This is a genomic window from Chitinophaga costaii (assembly GCF_900094705.1).
Taxonomy (GTDB): Bacteria; Bacteroidota; Bacteroidia; order Chitinophagales; family Chitinophagaceae; genus Chitinophaga; species Chitinophaga costaii.
This window is the reverse complement of record NZ_FMAR01000003.1, coordinates 260,118-281,715: the sequence shown is the minus strand read 5'-3', so window position 1 is coordinate 281,715 and position 21,598 is coordinate 260,118. Positions and strand designations below refer to the sequence as shown.

Below are 21,598 nucleotides of genomic sequence, written 5' to 3'. Positions count from 1 at the left end.
AATGATATGGAGCCAAAAACGAAAAAAGCACTTAAACGTATGGGAATTGCCTTCCTTTGGATGGTGGCATTCGCCGGCTTTGTGGTGCTGGTCGTGGCGGCTACAAAAGATAAGGAGTCGTCGCGTTGTAAAAGTGTGGCGGTGCAGATAGTTGGCAGTGCTAATAATGCGTTCCTGAATGAAAAGGATATTAAAAACCTGGTCGTAGGTAATAAAACCACCAACCCGGTAGGCCGATTAGTGAGCGAAGTGAATTTATCAGCGCTGGAAAAAGTAGTGGCCACTAATCCATGGATTAAAACGGCCGATCTGTACATTGACAACAGCGATGTGGTGAATATCCGGGCCACACTGCGCGAGCCGGTAGCTCGCATATTCACTACCAGTGGCAGCACGTTTTACTTTGATAAAGACCTGGGTCATATACCGGTATCTGCAAGGTATACAGCAAGGGTACCGGTATTCACGAACTTCCCGACCGCCGCTACAACGCTCACGCATGCCGACAGTATACTGGCGGCACAGGTGGTGGAAGTGGCTAGTTATGTGCTGGAAGATGCCTTCTGGATGGCCCAGATCGAGCAAGTGAACATCACCCCCGATTACCAACTGGAAATGACACCCACACTGGGCGACCAGGTAATCGTCTTTGGAGAAGGAACCGATGTGGCCATTAAATTTAACAAGCTGCTAGCATTTTACAGGCAGGGGCTAAATAAAGTGGGATGGGGCAATTACACCGTGATCAATGTTGCCTTCGACGATGAGGTGGTGTGTACCCGAAAAGACGGAGGCATACCAGTGAAAGCACCGGCACTCCCGGTGTTCGACAGCACCCATGCCGATGTTGCCGGCGATGATGGGGCCAGTGATGCAGATGCAGATAACAGCAGCAACACGCACCTTAGTGCGATGGCCAGCGCCGCAGCCGCCCCGGAAAAGCCAAAGGCGCCTGCAACGAAGCCGGTCACCGCTCATCATACACCTGAAAAGCCTAAAGGAACATTAAAGCCAAAAGCTTTGTATCCCGGTAGCAAAACACATTTTTAAACGAACTTAAAAACAACATAACACCATGAATCAGGAAGCTCCCATCATTGTAGGTCTCGACATCGGAACTACGAAGATTGCTGCCATTGCAGGAAGAAAGAATGAATACGGGAAACTCGAAATCCTTGGTTTCGGAAAGGCCCCTTCATTCGGCGTGCAGCACGGCATGGTATTGAATATCGACCAAACCATCAAAGCCATCCGCCAGGCTTTGGAAAACTGTTATGCTTCTAACCCCGACCTGGAGATCAATGAAGTGTACGTTGGCATTGCAGGCCATCACATCAAAAGCTTGCAAACCCGCGGCGATATTGTGCGCAGCGATACCGATGCGGAAATTTCCCAACTCGATATCGACCAACTGATCAATGATCAGTACAAAACCGTGATCCCCGCCAGTGACCAAATCATTGACGTGATCCCGCAGCAGTATATCGTAGACAGCCTGCAGAATATTACCTACCCCATTGGCATGTCTGGGGTGAAAGTGGGCGCTAATTTTCACATCATTACCGGCGACAAAAATGCGATTCGCAACATCAACCGAAGCGTGGAAAAGTCTGGTCTGAAGATCCATGACCTCGTGCTGCAGCCACTGGCTTCTGCCGCAGCCGTTATGTGCGACCTGGACTTTGAAGCCGGCGTGGCTATCGTAGACATCGGCGGCGGCACCACCGATCTGGCCGTGTTTTATGAAGGCATCCTAAAAAGTACAGCGGTGATCCCTTACGGTGGCGAAAACATCACCAACGATATTAAAAATGGCCTCGGCGTTTTGAAAACACAGGCGGAACAAATGAAAGTACAATTCGGCTACGCCCTTGCAGACGAAGCCAAAAACAATGCTTTCATTACCATTCCCGGCCTGCGTGGACAAGCACCCAAAGAGATCTCCGTACGCAACCTGGCCCACATTATCCAGGCCCGCATGAGTGAGATCATGGATTTCGTGGTGTATCACCTGAAGCAAATTGGTATGGATAATAAAATGCTCAATGGCGGCATTATTCTTACTGGTGGCGGATCCCAACTGAAACACCTCATCCAGCTCACCGAATATACCACCGGCGTAAGTGCCCGCATTGGCTATCCCAATGAGCATTTGGCCAGCGGTCACCTGGACGAGCTGACCAAACCAATGTATGCCACCTGCATAGGATTGATCCTGAAAGGCTATAACGATTATGAAAATGATCGCCGCGCACTGGAGGATAATTTTATTAAGATCAACACCAGCTATAAAGCCAAGGAACAGGCGGCCGCAGCAGCACTCACGGAGGAAACAACGGAAGAAATTGTTAGTACTCCTACCGAAACACAGGTGATGGAACGCAAGGTAAAAGAACGTAACGCATCCCTCAAATCCTTCCTGGACAAGATGAAAACAAAAATCATCGATATGTTCACCGAAGAAGAGGACGCAAAATTTTAATAAAGAATTGTTGAATTGTTGAAGGTTATAAAGTAAGGCGTGATCGTGAAATGTTAAAGTTGTAAAGCGTAAAACACAAATGCGCTTTCTGCGTTAAACATAAAAAAGGGACTGGCTTAATTGTTGTTCATCTGATCTGTTTTTCATTAAGGACAATTTAACAATACATTCCGGAACATAATTGTCGCGGCCCTTTGGTCACGATCTACGATACTACTAACTAACCCATAAAAAGAGAAAGAGTCATGATACATTTTGATCTTCCAAAAGAAAAGTCTTCCATCATCAAGGTGATTGGCATCGGTGGCGGCGGAAGCAATGCGGTGAATCATATGTACAACCAGCGCATTGACGGGGTGAATTTTATTATTTGTAACACAGACGCCCAGGCCATAGCAAACAGTCCTGTACCCAATAAGGTACAACTGGGGCCACACCTCACCCAAGGCCTTGGAGCGGGCGCCAATCCCAAGATTGGCGAACAAGCAACGGAAGAATCTTTTGAGGAAATCAAAAAGATCCTGGAAGTAAATACGAAAATGGCCTTCATTACCGCCGGCATGGGCGGTGGCACCGGCACTGGTGGCGCACCTATTATCGCCAAGATCTGTAAAGAACTGGGCATACTTACGGTGGGCATCGTTACCACACCCTTCTCATATGAAGGCAAGAAAAGGATGTTGCAGGCAGACGAAGGCGTAAACCGCCTGAAAGAGTATGTAGACACGCTGCTCATCATTTCTAACGACAAGCTGCGCCAGAAGTATGGTGACCTGAAGTTTAAGGCCGCCTTCGAGAAGGCAGATAATATCCTCGCTACAGCTGCCAAGTGTATCACCGATGTGATTAACTCCACCGGACAAATTAACGTAGACTTTGCAGACGTTTGCACGGTCATGCGCAATGGTGGTGTGGCCATTTTGGGCGCCGCTACCGCAGAAGGCGAAAACCGCGCGCAGAAAGCGATTGAAGAAGCATTGACTTCTCCCCTGCTGAACGACAACGATATTCGGGGTGCCAAATGGATCTTAATCAATATCTCTTCTTCAGAAGGTGAATTTGAACACACGCTCGATGAAATGGATATCATCCAGGCCTATGTACAGAGCCAGTCCGGCGAAGATTGCGATGTGATCCTCGGTGTAGGTTACGATCAGATGTTAGACCGCAAACTGGGTGTTACTATCATTGCCACCGGCTTTGAGCAAAATCCGATTGCACAACAGTTCCCCATGCGCGCCAACGAAAGCCAGCCTGCATCCACATTAGCAGTACAAACTGCCAGTGTGCCGGAAATGCCGCAGGAACCGCAAAAGATTTTGATGACCCTGGGTACAGAAGGTGAAGAAAAGAAAATGACACAGCCGCTCCAGGTCCAGGCCTCCGCTGCACCAGACGCTATGGCCCCACGCTTGGTAGAACCGGTTCAGCAGCCACCGGCATCGCAGCAATTTTACCCGGTGCAACCCGTACCGGTAAATCCAATCCAGCGTGCTAATTACAACATGGACATCGAACCCATTCCTAATCCAGTGCCTCCCACGCAGCAATCAAATATTTCCGTAACACCGCCCACTACTAATACTACCGGCAACGGCGCTTATGTAAGTGGTTTCACGCCCAAACCCGGACATACCTACATTGCCCCAGCAGATAATACCCCGGCAGACAGTGAACCACGCATGGAAATGGTGTTCCGCGATGAAACGCCCGCCCCCCCCCAACAGCCGCAGCAGCCCGTTTCGCCCGCAGAAGATATGATGATGGACGAACAGAAACGCAAGCAGGCAGAACGCGTAGCTAAATTGCGCAGCATCAGCTTTAATGTGAAGAACATGGAGAACAATCAGGAAATAGAAAACGTACCGGCCTACATCCGCCGCAACGTTGAAATTCAGAATGCCGCCGCTGCTGCAGGGGATAATTTATATTCCAACTACACCGTCAACAACCAGGCAGAGATCAATACGATCAATACTTTTTTAGATGGTAAAAAACCTGACTGATGCTATTAGTTAGTAGGTAGTATCCAGGTTTATTTTGAGTGATTTTTTTTAGTTGTTTTAGTAGTCCCCCTGGCATTATTCCAGGGGGACTTTTTTTGCCTGTTACACACTAAAAAAGCGAACCTGGCCAGGTTCGCTTTTCATCCTTATTTAAGGATGCGCTTATAAATTATTCCTCACCCGCTTCAATTGTACATTCGTTACCGGGGCCACCACCAACGGATATTTCTCAATAGTCACATAACTCGAATCTAGCCCAAAGCCCCTTTCTTCCGACAAGCTGATCTTCTTCAGGAAGAAATAAGCTCGCATAATCAAACGCTCATACAATGGCAGATCGTTATCATGGGAAAGAAATTTTTCCATCACGATAAACTGAAAATCACCCATCACATTATTTTTACTCAGTGATTCATAGCGGCTGGTAATATTCACCTCCTTATTGCGTACCATGTCTTCCACCACCATGCGGAACATGAGATTAATACGCTGCTCTACACGGAAACCAAGCCGGAATTCTACACGGATCACCTCATTAGGAATGATGGTCTGCACAGAATATTCACAGAGGTAAGGCTCATCCACCACGTCCACATGTACAAACCAATACAGGTCTGCACGTTTGGGCTTCTTGTTCAGGATAGAGTAAATCACCTTGTGTTCTATTTCTTTTGGATTGTCAGCGCTACTCATGTAAACCAGGTGGGTAGCATATTTAGGAATAGTTGTATCGTTACTAAGCTCCTGCAGTATAGGTAAATAATCTTCGAGCTTCACAAACTCCACATAGCGGTTCTTAATCTTACGGGAGCGATACCATACCATCATCACCAGGAACAGCACACCGGCTACCACCACTGTTACATAACCACCGTGCATGAACTTAACCAGGTTGGCAAACAGGAAGGAGAATTCCACCACAAAATACACCACCAAATATAGCCATATCCAGATCAGGCGCACGCGGCGGGTGTACATATAAAAGGCGAACAGGCAGGAAGTCATCAACATACAAATGGTGATAGACAGGCCGTAAGCCGCTTCCATGTGGGAAGATTCCCGGAATATCAAAACAATGGCCACACAACCCACAAACAGCATCATATTAATACCTGGAATGTACAATTGACCGCGCATTTCTGTAGGATAGTTGATCTTCAGTTTGGGCCAGAGGTTGAGTCGCATGGCTTCAGAAATCAAAGTGAAGGAACCCGATATCAGCGCCTGCGAGGCAATAACGGATGCCATGGTAGCGATAAGTACGCCATAGATCACAAACCAATCTGGCATTATTTGGAAAAATGGGTTCATATCTTTCGGCAAGATCTTTCCCCGCTGAGTGAGTAACCAGGCACCCTGGCCCAGATAGTTCAGCAAAAGGCAGGTTTTCACAAATGCCCAGGATACCCGGATATTTCCCCGGCCACAGTGCCCCAGGTCGGAATACAGCGCTTCTGCCCCTGTAGTACACAGGAATACAGCCCCCAGTATCAGGAAACCTTTGGGATAGGTAGTGAGCAGTTCAATGGCGTAATGCGGACTGAAGGCCTTGAGGATAGACCAATCGTCTGTAACGTGAGAAAGGCCCAATACGCCCAGCATGGCAAACCAGATAATCATGATAGGCCCAAACAGTTTACCGATAGATTTGGTACCAAACTGCTGCATGACAAAAAGTATCACGATGATAGCCAGCACAATCTTAACAATGGTCATTTGGCTCAAGTCCATAAAAACTTGTAGGGTACGTAACCCTTCAATAGCGGAAGTTACCGTAATGGGTGGAGTAATAATACCATCGGCCAGCAGTGCTGCGCCTCCTATCATACAAAAGATTACTGTCCATTTAGCATGTCTTCTTACAAGTGCATAGAGGGAGAATATCCCACCCTCCCCTTTGTTATCGGCCTTAAGGGTAAGGATCACATATTTGATAGTTGTTTGAAGGGTGAGCGTCCAGAAAATACAGGATACCCCACCTATAACAAGCAGGTCGCTAACAGGATTATTCCCAATAATGGCTTTGAAAACGTAGAGTGGAGAAGTACCGATATCGCCGTAAATAATGCCGAGGGCAATGATGAGGCCGGCGATTGTAACCTTATTTAAGTTCTTTACCACGAGTTGAAGTATCTAAGAAACGTCAAAATTACAGGTTTTTAGCGAAATATAACAGGCGCTACCCGATTTGCGGGAACGCCCGGCAGTAGCTGATCTTATTATACCCGACTACATATATGTTATTATGAAAACCCCATGTAATACGCCTACTTGCTCTCAATATTTTAAGCATATTTTAAGTTACTAAAGCCCAAAAATGAGGCCTTTGGAATGATAACTCCCCTATTTGTATTTATTAGAAATTGCTGATTTTTAGCAAAATAATTCCCATATATCACATTGTATGACCATTTGTAAGCATAAATTTTACATCGCTATCTATGATTAATAGCTATGTATAAAACTGGTGCACACCCTATAAAAAAAGAAAGTCCCGCCTTACGGCAGGACTTTCCAATATGATTAGCTTCTTAACTAAAATTAGTTAGCAGGAGCCAGATCTACGGTGTTAGAATCACCTTCAGTATTCTGTTTGATGAAACGACCACGGTCGATACCTTGTTTGTCAGCCAGGTAGTCGATGATAGCATCAACTCTTCTGCTGCTCAGGTCTACACCACCTTTCTTGCCCTTGGCACCAGCGTGGCCGGTAACCAGTACATTACAAGTGGGGTTAGATTTCAGGGTAGCGGCTACGCTAGCCAGGATGGCTTGAGCATCGGAAGATACTTTAGTAGCAGAACCTTTGAAAGAAACGGAAGGCAATACCAGGGAAGAGCAAGTTGGCTGAGCAGCGATGTTCTTGCAGCACTCAGGATCCGGGCATTTACCAACGCCGTCTGCATCAACAGGAGCGCAATAAGTAGGCGTGATCAGTTCCTTGTCTTTGTAATCAGGAACACCGTCACCATCCGTATCACGAGCTACGCCATGAACGTCTACAGGAGCACCTGCGGGCGTGTTTGGTTCGCGATCGAACTGGTCAGTTACACCATCACCGTCAGCATCAGGCAGTACGGGAGTAGGCAGTTTCATGTGACGGGGAGCATTCAGCTCGCTGTAAGAGTATTCCAGCGGGTTAACCCACCAGAGTGGTTCTACACGTTTGCTGGAGCTGCCCAGGTTGAAATTCAACCGAACGGAAGTGTAGGAATAGAAGTCTTTAGTAGAACCGCCGGGACCAGCATAACCATCGAGGTAAGCGGTGAAAGGCAGGGTAGCTTTTTCTTCTATACCGATATTGAAGCGTTTAGACACTTTAAATGCTACGCCAGTACCGAGGTCCAGTGCGTGACGGAGCAACTGGTTGTCTTTATGACGGCCCAGGGATACACGGTTACCTTCAGAAGGTGCATTTTGTTCGTAGTCGTCATCACGGATATCTTTTACCGCTTTGCGAATGTCGCTACGTTTACCACCGAAGTTAACGCTGGAGTAATCATAAATAGCACCGTTACCGTTCAAAGCATCAACGTCTACGTCAGCAGACAAAATGGAATAACCAGCCAGTACATACCAGTTAACTTTAGGCTCAGCTCTGTAGAACATAATGTTGTTCAGCGAAACGAGCACATCCAAAGACAACTGGTGAGTTTGTGTTTTGTAGTTGGGAACGTAGATGTTGTTAGCACCGTAAGCAGCCCAAGGATTTGCACCACCCGCAGCAGGAACTGGGTTAGTAGCGTTTGTATGAGCTCTGTAATCCTGGCCTTTATCAATAGAACCAGTGTATTCAGCGCGCAGCGAGAAGGTATGACCCAATGCTTTTCTAATAGAGATACCACCACCAAAACCAGGAGTAGGAGCGATCGTACCGTCAATCAAGCTTAAACCGCCATGCAAGCCCAGTTCCCACTGGTTTCTTGGTTTGGAGGGAAAGTTTGATTCATGATTCAGGAAGGAATTTTCCTGAGTCTGTTTTGCTCTGGAAACTTTAGTGGAATCCAACGGATCATAACCGGTGGGCTTAACTTGCGCGAAGGTAGAAGACGCCGCTAGTAAGGTCGCCGCTCCCGCCAGTAATAAGTACTTTTTGCTTGCCATAATTGTTTTCTATTTAAAAACTGTTAAAAATTTACTAATAACCCGTTTTTTTTACCCAGCAAAGGTAAAAATGATTAATGAATATACAAATTTTTATTGCAATATTATTTTCATTGATAACTACCTCACTACTAGATTATAAACCCAACCTTGCTGTGGTAAAACATGCACATAACTGCAAATGTGGGGCCAATTTATCCAAATATGATATTTTAAAGCTAGCTTAGCATTTCCTTTTTTACATGCACCCATGGAAGATATTAAACGATTGATCAGAAAGGAATTACAAGACTTTGAACTAAAGTTTGCCGACGCCGTTAAGAGCCACGTTCCCTTGCTGGATCGCATCATGCATTATATAGTGAAGCGCAAAGGTAAACAGATAAGGCCAATGTTTGTGCTTTTATCAGCCCGCATGTTCCAATCCGACCTCCAGGAAGGTACCTACCGCGCCGCAGCCCTGGTAGAACTCCTGCACACCGCTACCCTCGTACACGACGATGTAGTGGACGATGCCAATGAAAGACGCGGCTTTTTCTCCATCAATGCCCTATGGAAGAACAAGGTAGCTGTGCTGGTAGGTGACTATCTGCTTTCCAAAGGCCTGTTGCTGTCCCTGAACAACCACGACTACCGTACCTTGCAGATCCTTTCAGAAGCCGTAAAGGAAATGAGCGAAGGAGAGTTGTTGCAATTTGAGAAAACCCGTAAGCTGGATATTAAAGAAGATATCTATTTCGAGATCATCCGCCGCAAAACCGCCTCCCTGCTGGCATCTGCCTGCGCGGCTGGCGCCTGGAGCGCCAGCGGCAACGATGTAGATACGGAACATATGCGCTTATTTGGCGAAAAAGTAGGTATTGCGTTTCAGATCAAGGACGACCTATTCGACTATGGTTCCGATAATGTAGGCAAACCTACCGGCATAGATATCCGGGAAAAGAAAATGACGCTGCCACTTATTTATACGTTGCAGCACGCCACTACTGAAACCCGCCGCCACATTATTTATATTGTGAAGAATCACAACACTGATAAAGATAAGGTGAACGAGGTAATCAACATCGTGAAAAACTCTGGTGGCATTGAGTATGCTCACCAGCAAATGCTGCAATACCGCGATGAAGCGCTGCATATTCTCTACCAGTTCCCGGAAAGCGATATCCGCCAGGGATTGGAACAATTGGTGCGCTTTACAACAGATCGCAAATTCTAGTTTTAATTCACTAAATTGTTGAACAACCCGAATGTCTATACCTGTACGATCTTTTATGATGGTACATCTTGAGGATACAACCATTCACAATTAACGAACATTTCGATGCAGAAACGGTGGACAGTAAAGAGATATCAGCCCAGGGCGGAACAGGCGCTGCAAAGTGCTTTAAAAATCCACCCGCTGCTGTGTCGCTTGCTTGTGCAGCGTGGCATCACTACGTTTGATACCGCCCGGCTTTTCTTTCGGCCCACCCTGGCCGACCTGCATGATCCCTGGCTGATGAAGGGAATGGATAAGGCCATTTCCCGCATTGAACAGGCCATTTTATATGGAGAAAAAATATTGATCTATGGAGATTATGATGTAGACGGTACCACGGCTGTGGCAACCGTGTATGCATTTCTACACGATTTCTACAAAAACATAGAATTTTATGTACCTCACCGCTATCGTGAAGGCTACGGCATATCGATGGCCGGCGTGGAATATGCACGGGAAAACGATTTTAGCCTGGTAGTAGCGCTAGACTGTGGCATTAAGTCTATAGAACTGATTACTTACGCCAAAGAACAAGGTATTGATTTCATCGTCTGCGATCATCACCTTCCAGACGCAGAATTACCGCCAGCCGTAGCTATCCTTAATCCAAAACAGGAAGACTGCCCCTACCCTTACAAAGAGCTGAGTGGTTGTGGTATTGGGTTTAAGCTGATTTGCGCTTTTGCACAAAAGCGGGGTATTTCGTCAGAAAAGGCTTACAAATACCTGGACCTGGTAGCCACCAGCATTGCCGCAGACATTGTACCTATGACTGGTGAAAACCGGGTGCTTACTTTTCATGGCCTGAAAAAAGTAAATGAAAACCCTTTGCCCGGTATTAAGGCATTAATAGACTTAAGTAACCTTAAAGAACAACTTACCATTTCCAACCTGGTTTTCGTAATTGCCCCCCGCGTAAACGCTGCCGGCCGTATGGATGATGCGCGCAAAGCGGTAAACCTGTTCATCGAATCATCAGCGGAAAATGCTATGGTTATTGCCGCTCAACTGCATGCAGATAATTCAGACCGCAAGGAAATAGACAGTACTATTACGCAGGAGGCTGTGGCGCTTATTCAGGAAGATATCATGCTGAACACCAAAAAATCCACGGTATTGTATCAACCTCACTGGCATAAAGGGGTGGTGGGTATTGTAGCTTCCCGGCTGATCGACAAATATTATTACCGGCCTACTATTATTTTAACACAATCCAACGACAAGGTGGCCGGGTCGGCGCGCTCTGTAAGTGGCTTCAATGTGTACGAAGCCATTCACCAGTGTAAGGATTTGTTGGAAAACTACGGCGGCCATTTCTATGCAGCCGGCATGACGCTGAAACCAGAAAATGTAGCAGCTTTCCAGCAACGGTTTGAGGAAGTCGTGGCCACCACCATAGACCCAGAATTACTGATCCCGGAAATTGTAATCGACACGGAAATCAATTTCAGCGATATCTCTCCTTCCTTTTTTAAAATACTGAACCAGTTTGAGCCCCTGGGGCCGGATAACCTGCGCCCCCTGTTCATGGCCCGGCAGGTGTTTGATACCGGGTATTGCAAAATTGTAAAGGAGGAGCATATTAAATTCTCCGTACGTCAGGGTCGCAATGGCGTAACCCTCTCGGGAATAGGGTTTTTCATGGCGGAAAAGTTTCCCTGCATCAGTAGCCGCGCTCCCTTCGATATGGTTTTTACGATAGAGGAAAATGAGTGGCAGGGCAATACAAGTCTACAACTAAAAGTAATTGATATCCGTCCTTCGCGTTAGGTATTTCCATATAATTATATGTCACGTTGTGTATTTGCCTTAAAAGGTCAATAAAAAACCCACGCTCCTGGTGGAACGCGGGCATATTTAATAGGAGTTTTAGGAATTATGGTTTTTTCTGAGCAAGCAACCAGGTGTACAGCTCGGGCATGGCGTAAGCCTTATCCCATGCATCATGGCCACCAGTAGCATTCTCCGTATATTTTACATTCCCACCAGCATTTTTCAATGCATCCACCATCAAACGGTCTCCCCATACACTTACGGTAGGATCATCGGCGTTATGGAAAACCCATACTGGTAAATTCTTTAAAACTTTCACTTTGGAGGTGTCTCCATTAGCTGAAATGGGTACGATGGCTGCAAATTGCGCGGGTTTATCAATGGCCCAATCCCATGTTTGCATACCTCCCATACTTAATCCGGTCAGGTAAATACGGCTGCTGTCTATATGATATTGTTTGATCATAGACAGATAAAATGTTTGCAATGCATCCAGGTTCCACCAGTTGGCCGTACACTGTGGCGCAATAATAATAAACTGCTTGCCGGCGGAAACCTTTGGCAGTCCTACATTCCGAAGGACGTTTGCATCGTTGCCGATTTCCCCGGTGCCATGCAGGAAAAATACAATGGGCCACTTGTAAGTTTTCTTTTCATTATATCCTGCGGGAATGTATTGCAGATACTGCTTCATATTACCTACCGCCTTGCTGAGCGTAACGATGGTAATACCAGTATCACGAAGCTGGAAAGAATCCTGCACCGGCGTGGTAACAGGTGGTGTAACTGTTTTTGTAGTGTCGGAAGTTTTAGTTGGAACGGTGATATAGGAGCCTTCTTTAGTACAGGCCAGCATACTGCATAAGGATAAAGCTGCTAATAGCATTGGCAATGCTTTAAATGGTTTTTTCATACATAAAGATATAGCCACAACTAAATAAAGTGGTGCAAATTAAAGATACGGTTACTTAAAGATATGTTATTGCCCTTAACGGACAGGTTTTATAAATATTGTACACCTTATCTAAAAATATGTAGGCCCGCCACAGCCAGAAAACTGCAACGGACCTACATTATATTGGCTATAAATCTTTTATTTATGCTGGTGCAATAATTCTACACTGCGATGAACGAATGCCGTAAGATCGGCACCTGTAAGCAATCCTTGCGATAACAAAGCCAGATCTGCCAGGTTCTTTACCAGCTTTTCCTTTTTGCCAGCGTCTGACTGGGCCAGGATATCCTGGTAAATCGGATGATTGGCATTGATCGTCATATTCACCTCATCGGGCATATTTGCATACCAACTCATACCGCCACCTCCTGCTGCTGCCATGTCTTTCATGCGGCGCATAAATTCAGGGCGCGTAACGATCACTGGCTCAGCATCGGTGCTAAGGCCTTTCAAATCTACTTTTATGTGAGCGGGTTTTACTTGTTCTTCAAAAAGGGTCTTGAGTGCTGTTTCCTGGTCGGCCAGCAATACACTGCCTGTTTTTTCAATGGGATCAATTAGATTGTCGGCAATGTCGGCATCTACGCGGGTAAATTGCACATTCTCCCATTTCTGTTCCGCCTGATTAATGAAAGCCGCGTCCACCATGGTATCCAGCTTCACAACGATATAACCTTTTGCATGGGCTGCCTGAATATAAGCATCCTGCTGCACGGGTGCGGTGGCGTATAAAATAATGAGCTTGCCTTCATGATTGGTTTGTAATCCTGCGGCGGAGGTACGGTATTCTTCCAGCGTGTAAAAAGTGCTGCCATTTACGCCTGGGAAAAGATGAAATTTATTTGCTTTTTCCAGGAATTTATCGTCGGTCATCATGCCGTATTTCACAAATAGGCCAATGTGTTCCCATTTTTCTTCAAACGCCTTACGGTCGTTGCGGAACATTTCTTCCAGCTTATCAGCCACTTTTTTAGTGATGTGGGCATTGATCTTTTTTACATTCGGATCACCTTGCAGGTAGCTGCGGCTCACGTTTAGCGGGATGTCTGGCGAATCGATAACGCCATGCAGCAGCATCAGAAATTCTGGAACAATATCATTTACCTGGTCGGTTACATACACCTGGTTGGAGTAGAGATTGATCTTGTCTTTCTGTATTTCGTACGACTTGGTAATTTTCGGAAAATACAGGATGCCGGTAAGGTTAAAGGGATAATCTACGTTGAGGTGTATCCAGAACAAAGGGGGTTCGCCAAAAGGATACAACTCGCGGTAAAAGTTGATATAATCTTCATCCGTCAGTTCACTGGGTTTCTTGGTCCAGGCAGGATGTGGGTTGTTAATCTGCTGTCCTTCAAACTTGATGGGAATGGGCAGGAACTTACAGAATTTTTCGAGCATACCGCGCAGGCGGGAAGGCTCCAGGAATTCTTCACTTTCTTCGTTAATGTGTAACACGATGTCGGTGCCACGGTCTGCACGGGTGGTTTCTTCCAGCGTGTATTCGGGGCTACCATCGCACACCCAGCGTACGGCGGGTGCATTTTGCCAAGATTGCGTGATGATCTCTACCTCATTGCTTACCATAAAACCGGCGTAGAAGCCCAGGCCAAAATGCCCAATGATATTGGTGCCATCGCCTTGTCCTTTATATTTATTAAGGAACTCCTCGGCACCGGAAAAAGCAAGTTGGTTAATGTATTTGTCTACTTCCCCGGCTGTCATGCCCACACCCCGGTCGGATATGGTAAGGGTCTTTTTTTCTTTATCGATGGCCACCGTAATTTCCAGTTCGCCCAGTTCTCCTTTAAACTCCCCAACACTAGCCAGCGTTTTTAATTTTTGCGTAGCATCTACCGCGTTACTCACCAACTCACGGATAAAAATCTCGTGATCGGAATAGAGGAATTTCTTAATGATCGGGAATATATTTTCCGTCTGTACCCGAATAGCGCCTTTTTGCATATCGTAGAAATAATTTAGATCAATGAAATTTCAAACGCTGTGCCACGCCTGATCTGCTGCCACATTGACAAATATTGCCCATTTTTCCTGACCTGACTCGCTATAATTACATTATAGTAATTGACAATATTTAAGAAGAATGTTTTTTTAATCTCCATGTTCTTGCCAAGCATTTCTGGTGTAGCGGCTGGATAATTCGCAAAGACTGGGCATATGGGAATATTAAATTAATAGGTGTCAATTTTTAGGCAGCCAGCCCTTGGTGCATTTTATTAGCTGATATATAGTCAGGGCATGCACTTGCCGGCTACCCTGAAGCAGGATATTTCCGTATGCAATAGGAACCTTTGCCCTTCCTGGGATGGGCAGGGGAGGCCATTTTTACCGTAGCGATGGCCATTTTACTTATAACAATGGCCTTTTTATGACAAAAATGGGTGAAAATGCCGGGAAATAGGGAATTTGGATGGGTTGGTATAGAATAAAACCTTATCTTTGCACTCCTTTATTTTTTTTATTTAACATCTTTTAAAAACAGGGAAATTTATGAACTACGAATTGATGGTGATTTTTACCCCTGTGCTATCTGAGGAGGATTACAAAGCCGCTCAGAAAAAGTTTGCAGACCTGGTTAAAGACCTGGGCGGCGAACTGGTGCACGAGAATCCCTGGGGATTAAAATCACTGGCGTACCCAATCCAGAAAAAGACTACAGGCATGTACCTGGTTCTGGAATACACTGCGCCATCCGACCTCAATGAGAAGCTGACGATCCAGCTAAACCGCGACGAAAATGTGTTGCGTTACATGATCACTCATCTGGACAAGTATGCCGCTGAGTATAATGCCCGTAAGAGACATGGCGCCAACGCTAATTCTAACACCGTAGAAGCTTAATCATCATGCCAGTAAAACAGAAGAAGCAAGAAATCAAGTACTTAACTGCGGTTAAGCAAGAGAAACGTGCTAAAAAGTATTGCCGTTTCAAAAAAATGGGGATTAAGTATGTGGACTACAAAGACGGTGAGTTTTTGAAGAAGTTCCTCAACGAGCAGGGCAAAATGCTGCCCCGCCGTATTACAGGCAACTCCCTGAAATTCCAGCGCAAAGTGGCTCAGGCTATCAAGAAAGCGCGTCAAATGGCGTTATTGCCGTATGTTACTGATCTTTTAAAGTAATCTCCCATGCAAGTAATCTTAATTCAAGACGTAGATAACCTGGGCCAGCGTAATGAGCTGATCAGCGTAAAAAACGGCTATGCGCGTAATTACCTGATCCCCCAGAAATTTGCAGTAGAAGCAAGCCCTTCCAACCTGAAACAGTTGGACGAGCGCGTGAAAGTGCAAAAAGTAAAAGAAGAAAAAATGCTGGCTGAAATCGCGAAAGTGGTGGAAGTCCTGAAGTCTGCCCCAGTGAAAATCGGTGCCAAAACCGGTACTTCCGGTAAGATCTTCGGCAGTGTTACCGGTGTACAAATTGCCCGTGCCATTAAGGAACAGAAAGGTTATGAGATAGACCGCCGTCGTATCCATATCCTGGATGATGTGAAAGAACTGGGTAGCTACAAAGCTCGTATCGATTTCGGTAAAGGCAATGAAGCAGAATTGGAATTTGAAGTGGTTGCCGAATAGGCCCAACCATAAAGTAAATTAAAAACGCCTTCCATTACATGGAGGCGTTTTTTTTTATGACTACCCATGCTCCATTTCAGCCTGTAAGCTCACTATTTTTTGCAACCGCCTACAGGCACCTTACGGATGGGTACGTTTTTATTTTTAATTCCCGTACCTTTCATGCAGCTTACGCTACCATTTTTGATATGTTGAAGACCTATATGAATAGTTGCCTGGTGCTGTTGCTGATAACAGTACTCTTAGGAAGCTGTATTCACCAAAATGCCGACGACAATTCCATCCCGGTGCAATCCGGTAAGCTACCCATCGATACGGTGGTAATCGGCAAGCATACGCTGATGGTATATGCCATTGACCAGGCCGTGTTTGACCGCTACCCTACCCGCCCGTCGGACACCAGCGAATCTCATTTGCTTTCCAAGGAAAATAATCGTGTAAAACGCAAAGGCGATACCCTGGTCTTTAATACGGCCAATGGGCACCACGTATTATTCATTGACCATAACTCAGAAGAAACCACGGCCGACTATACCTTTGATGGCAATTTCCCCACCATTCAATACTGGGGTGCTTATGTAGCTTATGACGAATCGGGCGATTATATACTCGTTAGCCAGCAAACCGGCGACACCGTACACTGCTGGGGCCCACCCGCTGTGGCGCCCGACAAAAAGCATATCATTTGCGGCAGCATGGATCTGATGGCCGGCTTTGTAGATAACGGCTTCCAAATCTTTAGCCTGCAAAACGGCAAGCTAAAACTGGAGGGCCAAACCGAACTGGAAGGTTGGGGCCCCGGTGAGATAAAGTGGATAGACAAGCACACCATTCTCGCTGAATACATTTATCTTGGAGCAAATTCCAACACGGAAAGCAAATACGTGCAAATGCGTTTGCAATAAATGATGTAAACCATGAAAAAAATACTGTTCTTTTTTGCGTTTTTCCTGGGAGTGCATGCAGTACAGGCCCAAGCCAGCAAAGCGCCTTTGCAGGACCTTTCCGGCGTTACAACCTCCATTATGAGCAAGCTCTCCGCCAAGCTGGGGCTAACGGAAGTACAGCAACCTAAGCTCACCACCCTGGTTACTAATTTCCTGACACAGAAAGAACAGATCCTACCGCTACAGGATACTAACCCTACCGCCTATACGAAGAAATTGGCAAGTATGCAGCATGGATTGTTTGGTGCGTTCAAACGCATCCTGCAAGCAGACCAATACACCGCGCTCGAAGCGTTAAAGCCACCGGCTAACGATGTGACGAACGTATTGTCGAAATTGTTTTATTAAGACTTCTCTTTTCAAATAAAAACGGGGATATCGAATATGATCGATGTCCCCGTTTTACTTTTTAAACCTGGTGTTTCTAAAGGTATTTAACTTACCCCACCCGTTACTGGTATAATTGCCGCATTGATGTAATCATTACTGAGTACTGCATAAATGGCGGCGGCCACCTCTTCTGCCCGGCCCACACGACCAGCATGTACCAGGGAGGAAAAATAGGCGAATGATTGCTGTTTTTCTTCCGGTGCTATGTGATCCCACCAGGGCGTGTCTATTACGCCGGGCGATATGGCATTTACCCGCAATGGCTTCAGTTCTTTTGCCAGGATAGGCACTACCAGTTCAAGTGCCCCATTGATAGACGCGATGCCCGACGTGCCGGGCATTTCGGCGGTAGCTGTCATGGCGGTGATAAAAGTAACGCTGCCTTGCAGGTAAGGCAACGCCGCTTGCAGCGTGTGCAGGTGAGCGAAAAATTTCTGGTCAAATCCTTCCTTCACCACATCGAGCGAAAGGGATTTAAATTCCCCCATACCTTTGTTGCCGCTTACTGCAATCACGAGATGATCTATGCTGCCAAGCGATTCGAAAAATGCGTTGAGCGCAGGGCGATCTGTACTATCAAGTACAACCGTTGATATAGCAGGCAATGCAGCTTTGAGAGCAGCCAGTTTATCGGCACTGCGCCCCGTTACTGTTACTTGTGCATGGCCGGCTACGAGTTGTGTTACCAGTGCTTTACCAATGCCGGACGCGCCGCCGGCTACCACGATGTGTTTGTTTGCGATTGTGGACATGTTAAGTTGTTTCCCGCAAAGTTGGCGTGTAATGCAGGCTGCATGATTAGCCTGGTTATGCAGAAGCTATACCCAAATATGCTTTCCTGTAATCAAGCGGTGTTTCGCCGGTGGCTTTTCGAAAAAACCGGCTAAAAGAAGAAGGGTCGTTGAAAGAAAGATGGTAGGCGATCTCCGCCGCCGAGAGATCCGTGTAGCGCAGCAGTGACCGGGCCTCCTGCAATTGCATGGCGGCAATCATGTCGGAAGCCGTTTGCCCTGTATGATCTTTGATCGTACGGTTCAGGTGATTAGGCGTAACGTGTAGCAGGGCTGCATAATCGGCTACCTGCCGGTACACTAAGAAATGTTCGCTCACCAATTGACGATAACGGCGCACCAGCAGCATAGTAACAGAAAGATGGGCATCGCTGCCAAGTTGCTGCCGGTCGTAGCTGCGGCGCGCTTCGAGCAGGATGAGGTACAGGTACATCTTAATGGCCTTTTCGCGACCAGCTTTGTCGCCCTGCAATTCTTCGTGTATGCGGACAATAAAAAACTCAATTTGCTGTAGTGCAGCAGGCTCGAACTGGAAAAATGGGATACCATGGAAACCAAAAAAAGGGAATTCCGTGGCCATATTCATGGCTGGTACCAGCTCCTCGAGATAATCCGTATCAAAGAGCAGATAGTAACCAAATGCATCCGCACTGAGGTTGTATTTAGAAAATAGCTGATTGGGAAAGGTAAAGTTAACGGTACCATTCCCATGTTGGTAATGTTCCAATCCGAGCTGCACATCGGCTGTACCCCTCATGCTAATCCCCATGCGGTAAAAAGTAGAGCGCAACGGGCCTATCGCCGGGCGCATACCATGATTGGAATATAGCTCAAACCCTTTGATACGCCGGTTTTCAGGCAGGTTGTTGTAACCGAAATCATCTTGTTGCACCGGTTCGCGGTGTACAGCCCTGCTGGTCTTCAGGTTGTAAGTGGGGATGTGTTCTTTAGCCATGATATATACTCCTATACATGGCTAAAGGTAGGCATTTAACTGGTGACCAAAAACGCGGTACACGCCGCGTACCTGCATTTACTACAGGCAAAGGGCGGGCATTGGGGTACCTATTTTCTGCTTGAATTACTGCCAGGCATCGCGCAAAAAGCGCAGCCAGTTGCCATGCATCACCCCTTCAATATCTGCTGCACTGTACCCGCGCCGGGCCAGCAGGTCAGGTATTTTGCGGAGGTCGGCGATGGTTTCCAGGTCATAGGGGCATTGCTCTTTGCCGAAGGCACCATCCAGGTCGGAGCCTATGCCGATGTGGCGGGCATTGCCAGCCACCTGGCAGATATGATCCATATGATCGATTACTTTTTCCAGGTTGCATGCCATGGCTTTGGGATCGGAAAGGCCGCGCTGCCAGCCGGGCACTATCATCCAGGCATCCATTGCACCGCCAATTACGGCACCGCGTGCTACGAGGGCTTTGATCTGCTCATCGCTGAACTGGCGGTTGTGCTGTACCAGCGCACGGCAGTTGTTATGGCTAGCCCACACGGGTCCATGAAAGTGATCCAATGCTTCCCAAAAGCTATCATCACACAGGTGGGTGGCGTCGAGAATAATACCCAGGCGTTCCATTTCTTTGAGCAGGGCATGGCCTTGAGGCCCCATGAAGCCGGTGGCGTCTGTGCCCTGTGCATACCGTCCGGGACCATAATGGGCGGGGCCTACGGCGCGCAGGCCATTTTCGTAGGCGCGTTCCAGATAGGAAATATCTACGATAGAATCGGCCCCTTCCAGGCTAAGGATGTAACCGATGGGTTTCGTTTTATCATCGCCGGCCTGGGCCCAGGTGTTCAGGTGGGCCTCCAGGCTGGTGCGGTCTTTTACCTGCACCATTTCGCCAGCGGCTTCCATGGCATTATACCAGGCCAGCTGGCCCTGGGTTTGCGCCCATGCTTGTTCCGGCGAATGCCAGCCAGGCAGAGGGTTATTGGGCGCCACAAAACGGGCAATCTGGGTAGCCACCACCAGCCCCACGTTGCCCTGCCTAAGCGCGGGTAATGATACCACGCCTTTGGCACGATCTGGCTTGTCGGTAAGCCCCTGTTCACGGCCACGAATGGCTTCCACGGAAAGCCGCAGATCGCGGTTCCATTCCAGGGCATTCATACTCAAGTCCAGGTGCGCATCTATTGTAAACATGTAGTTTTTTTTAAAGAAATTTAAAGGGTAATGCAGCGGTTGCGGGCAATAATCGCCCATGTGTCGGTGATGGTATGTTCTGCCACCACCAGCCCCTGATCATGATCGGCCACGGTGGGACATATGTGTTGTGGCACCCCGTAAAGTACGGTGCCTACCGGATATTGGGCGGCATCGTTTACCGTACAGACCAGATGTTCTTCGCTTTGCGACACCGGTACGGCATCGGGTGCGTTGAGAAAATAAATGCGGGGCAGGGGCTTTTCTGCTGCTACAGATTTATAGCCAATGTCTACGGTGATATGAGCGTTATTCACCACGGAAATGACGCGGCCCGCTAATAATGCAGCGTATTGAAAGGGCTGTTCTGGAAAGTTTTTTTTATAACCCGCATCCCAGCACACGAATGTACCGGGGCTACATTCAATCCCTTTACGTTGTGCATGAATGGGAAAGGTAGGTGTGCCACCGGCCACAATGATCGGAGCAGGCAGGCCCTGCGCCTCCAAAGCTGCAGCCAGGGCTGCTACTGGTGCGTATGCTTTGTTGGTGATAGCGGTACGTTTGGCCAGGTCTTGCTCATGAATATGCCCATCGTAGGCATGCAGGCCAAGGGGAACAATACCAGGCATTTGCCGAAGTTTCACATAAAGATCCAGTGCAGTTTTATCCGGGAGAATGCCGGTACGATCCATGCCTACATTCAAATCGAGATATACGCCAATAGGGTTATCTGCTGTAAAGTGGGCGCTGAGGGCCAAGGCGGTGTTTTCATTATCTACCAGGCAGGAAAAAGTAGTATCTGGATATGCCTGCACCAATGCCGCCAGTCGTCCCATCTTTGGGCCTACCGGCTGGTAGGCCAGCAAAACATCCGGCGCACCAGCCATGGCCAGCATTTCTGCTTCTGCGATGGTGGCGCATTTAAATTTCAGGATGCCGCTATTCAGCATGAGTTGCGCGATTTCCAGCGTCTTAAACGTTTTTACGTGTACCCGTAACCGTTGTACATCATCAATGCTGGCGATAAGCAGGTCAATATTTGCCTGGATACGCTCGGGATAAAAGAGCAGGGCAGGCGTATCGTACTGCCCTATGTTGCTGATCGTGTACCATTCCATGCGTATGGTTTTAGGTAGCTTTA

The 21,598-nt window shown here is 47.1% G+C and carries 18 protein-coding genes; 10 read left to right on the top strand and 8 right to left on the bottom strand.

Annotated elements, in window-relative coordinates; genetic code table 11:
• Nucleotides 1-6: 6 nt before the first annotated feature.
• The 3 genes from GA0116948_RS06385 (at nucleotide 7) to ftsZ (ending at nucleotide 4,488) form a co-directional block, all read left to right on the top strand.
• Nucleotides 7-1,050: a cell division protein FtsQ/DivIB gene (locus tag GA0116948_RS06385; protein WP_170876069.1), complete on the top strand. Its 1,044-nt coding sequence runs from the start codon at nucleotides 7-9 to the stop codon at nucleotides 1,048-1,050.
• A gap of 25 nt (nucleotides 1,051-1,075) precedes the next feature.
• Nucleotides 1,076-2,482, top strand: a complete 1,407-nt coding sequence (gene ftsA / locus GA0116948_RS06380) for a cell division protein FtsA (protein WP_089710227.1) — start codon at nucleotides 1,076-1,078, stop codon at nucleotides 2,480-2,482.
• 245 nt (nucleotides 2,483-2,727) lie between these two features.
• Nucleotides 2,728-4,488: a cell division protein FtsZ gene (gene ftsZ, locus GA0116948_RS06375; protein WP_089710225.1), complete on the top strand. Its 1,761-nt coding sequence runs from the start codon at nucleotides 2,728-2,730 to the stop codon at nucleotides 4,486-4,488.
• Nucleotides 4,489-4,650: 162 nt separating this feature from the next.
• Here the strand turns inward: ftsZ and GA0116948_RS06370 are convergent, their stop codons facing one another.
• Both GA0116948_RS06370 and GA0116948_RS06365 read right to left on the bottom strand, forming a co-directional pair.
• Complete coding sequence (locus GA0116948_RS06370) at nucleotides 4,651-6,609, bottom strand: KUP/HAK/KT family potassium transporter (protein ID WP_089710223.1); 1,959 nt, start codon at nucleotides 6,607-6,609, stop codon at nucleotides 4,651-4,653.
• Nucleotides 6,610-7,029: 420 nt separating this feature from the next.
• Nucleotides 7,030-8,592, bottom strand: a complete 1,563-nt coding sequence (locus GA0116948_RS06365) for an OmpA family protein (protein WP_089710221.1) — start codon at nucleotides 8,590-8,592, stop codon at nucleotides 7,030-7,032.
• 250 nt (nucleotides 8,593-8,842) lie between these two features.
• Here GA0116948_RS06365 and GA0116948_RS06360 point away from each other — a divergent pair, with 250 nt between their 5' ends.
• Nucleotides 8,843-9,808, top strand: a complete 966-nt coding sequence (locus tag GA0116948_RS06360) for a polyprenyl synthetase family protein (protein WP_089710219.1) — start codon at nucleotides 8,843-8,845, stop codon at nucleotides 9,806-9,808.
• 105 nt (nucleotides 9,809-9,913) lie between these two features.
• Nucleotides 9,914-11,620: a single-stranded-DNA-specific exonuclease RecJ gene (gene recJ, locus GA0116948_RS06355; protein WP_089710217.1), complete on the top strand. Its 1,707-nt coding sequence runs from the start codon at nucleotides 9,914-9,916 to the stop codon at nucleotides 11,618-11,620.
• Between the two features lie 106 nt (nucleotides 11,621-11,726).
• Here recJ and GA0116948_RS06350 read toward each other — a convergent pair whose 3' ends face one another.
• Together GA0116948_RS06350 and htpG are read right to left on the bottom strand one after the other, a co-directional pair.
• Nucleotides 11,727-12,536, bottom strand: coding sequence for a carboxylesterase family protein (locus GA0116948_RS06350; RefSeq protein ID WP_089710215.1), 810 nt, complete (start codon nucleotides 12,534-12,536; stop codon nucleotides 11,727-11,729).
• 180 nt (nucleotides 12,537-12,716) lie between these two features.
• Entirely contained in the window at nucleotides 12,717-14,543 is a 1,827-nt protein-coding gene (gene htpG, locus GA0116948_RS06345; RefSeq protein WP_089710213.1) for a molecular chaperone HtpG, read from the bottom strand.
• 546 nt (nucleotides 14,544-15,089) lie between these two features.
• Between htpG and rpsF the strand changes: the two genes are divergently transcribed.
• The 5 genes from rpsF to GA0116948_RS06320 all read left to right on the top strand — a co-directional run bounded on the left by rpsF (nucleotide 15,090) and on the right by GA0116948_RS06320 (nucleotide 17,469).
• Complete coding sequence (gene rpsF / locus GA0116948_RS06340; RefSeq protein ID WP_089710211.1) at nucleotides 15,090-15,440, top strand: 30S ribosomal protein S6; 351 nt, start codon at nucleotides 15,090-15,092, stop codon at nucleotides 15,438-15,440.
• Nucleotides 15,441-15,445: 5 nt separating this feature from the next.
• Entirely contained in the window at nucleotides 15,446-15,721 is a 276-nt protein-coding gene (gene rpsR / locus GA0116948_RS06335; protein WP_089710209.1) for a 30S ribosomal protein S18, read from the top strand.
• A 6-nt stretch (nucleotides 15,722-15,727) separates the two neighbouring features.
• Nucleotides 15,728-16,174, top strand: coding sequence for a 50S ribosomal protein L9 (gene rplI, locus GA0116948_RS06330; protein ID WP_089710208.1), 447 nt, complete (start codon nucleotides 15,728-15,730; stop codon nucleotides 16,172-16,174).
• Nucleotides 16,175-16,362: 188 nt separating this feature from the next.
• A complete protein-coding gene (locus GA0116948_RS06325; protein ID WP_123891695.1) occupies nucleotides 16,363-17,079 on the top strand; it encodes a hypothetical protein in 717 nt (238 codons plus the stop codon).
• 12 nt (nucleotides 17,080-17,091) lie between these two features.
• The gene (locus GA0116948_RS06320) at nucleotides 17,092-17,469 is read left to right on the top strand and encodes a hypothetical protein (protein WP_089710204.1); all 378 of its coding nucleotides are present in this window, start codon (nucleotides 17,092-17,094) and stop codon (nucleotides 17,467-17,469) included.
• An 86-nt stretch (nucleotides 17,470-17,555) separates the two neighbouring features.
• On the opposite strand, the gene GA0116948_RS06315 is transcribed toward GA0116948_RS06320, so the two are convergent.
• From GA0116948_RS06315 to GA0116948_RS06300, 4 genes are all read right to left on the bottom strand, one after another.
• Complete coding sequence (locus GA0116948_RS06315; RefSeq protein WP_089710202.1) at nucleotides 17,556-18,263, bottom strand: SDR family oxidoreductase; 708 nt, start codon at nucleotides 18,261-18,263, stop codon at nucleotides 17,556-17,558.
• 55 nt (nucleotides 18,264-18,318) lie between these two features.
• A complete protein-coding gene (locus GA0116948_RS06310; RefSeq protein WP_089710200.1) occupies nucleotides 18,319-19,257 on the bottom strand; it encodes a helix-turn-helix domain-containing protein in 939 nt (312 codons plus the stop codon).
• Between the two features lie 126 nt (nucleotides 19,258-19,383).
• Nucleotides 19,384-20,454 (bottom strand): dipeptidase, encoded by a 1,071-nt coding sequence (locus GA0116948_RS06305; RefSeq protein WP_089710199.1) that lies wholly within the window; start codon nucleotides 20,452-20,454, stop codon nucleotides 19,384-19,386.
• Nucleotides 20,455-20,474: 20 nt separating this feature from the next.
• Nucleotides 20,475-21,575 carry a D-TA family PLP-dependent enzyme gene (locus GA0116948_RS06300; RefSeq protein ID WP_089710197.1) on the bottom strand — a complete coding sequence of 367 codons (1,101 nt, stop codon included), beginning with the start codon at nucleotides 21,573-21,575 and terminating at the stop codon, nucleotides 20,475-20,477.
• Nucleotides 21,576-21,598 lie beyond the last annotated feature (23 nt).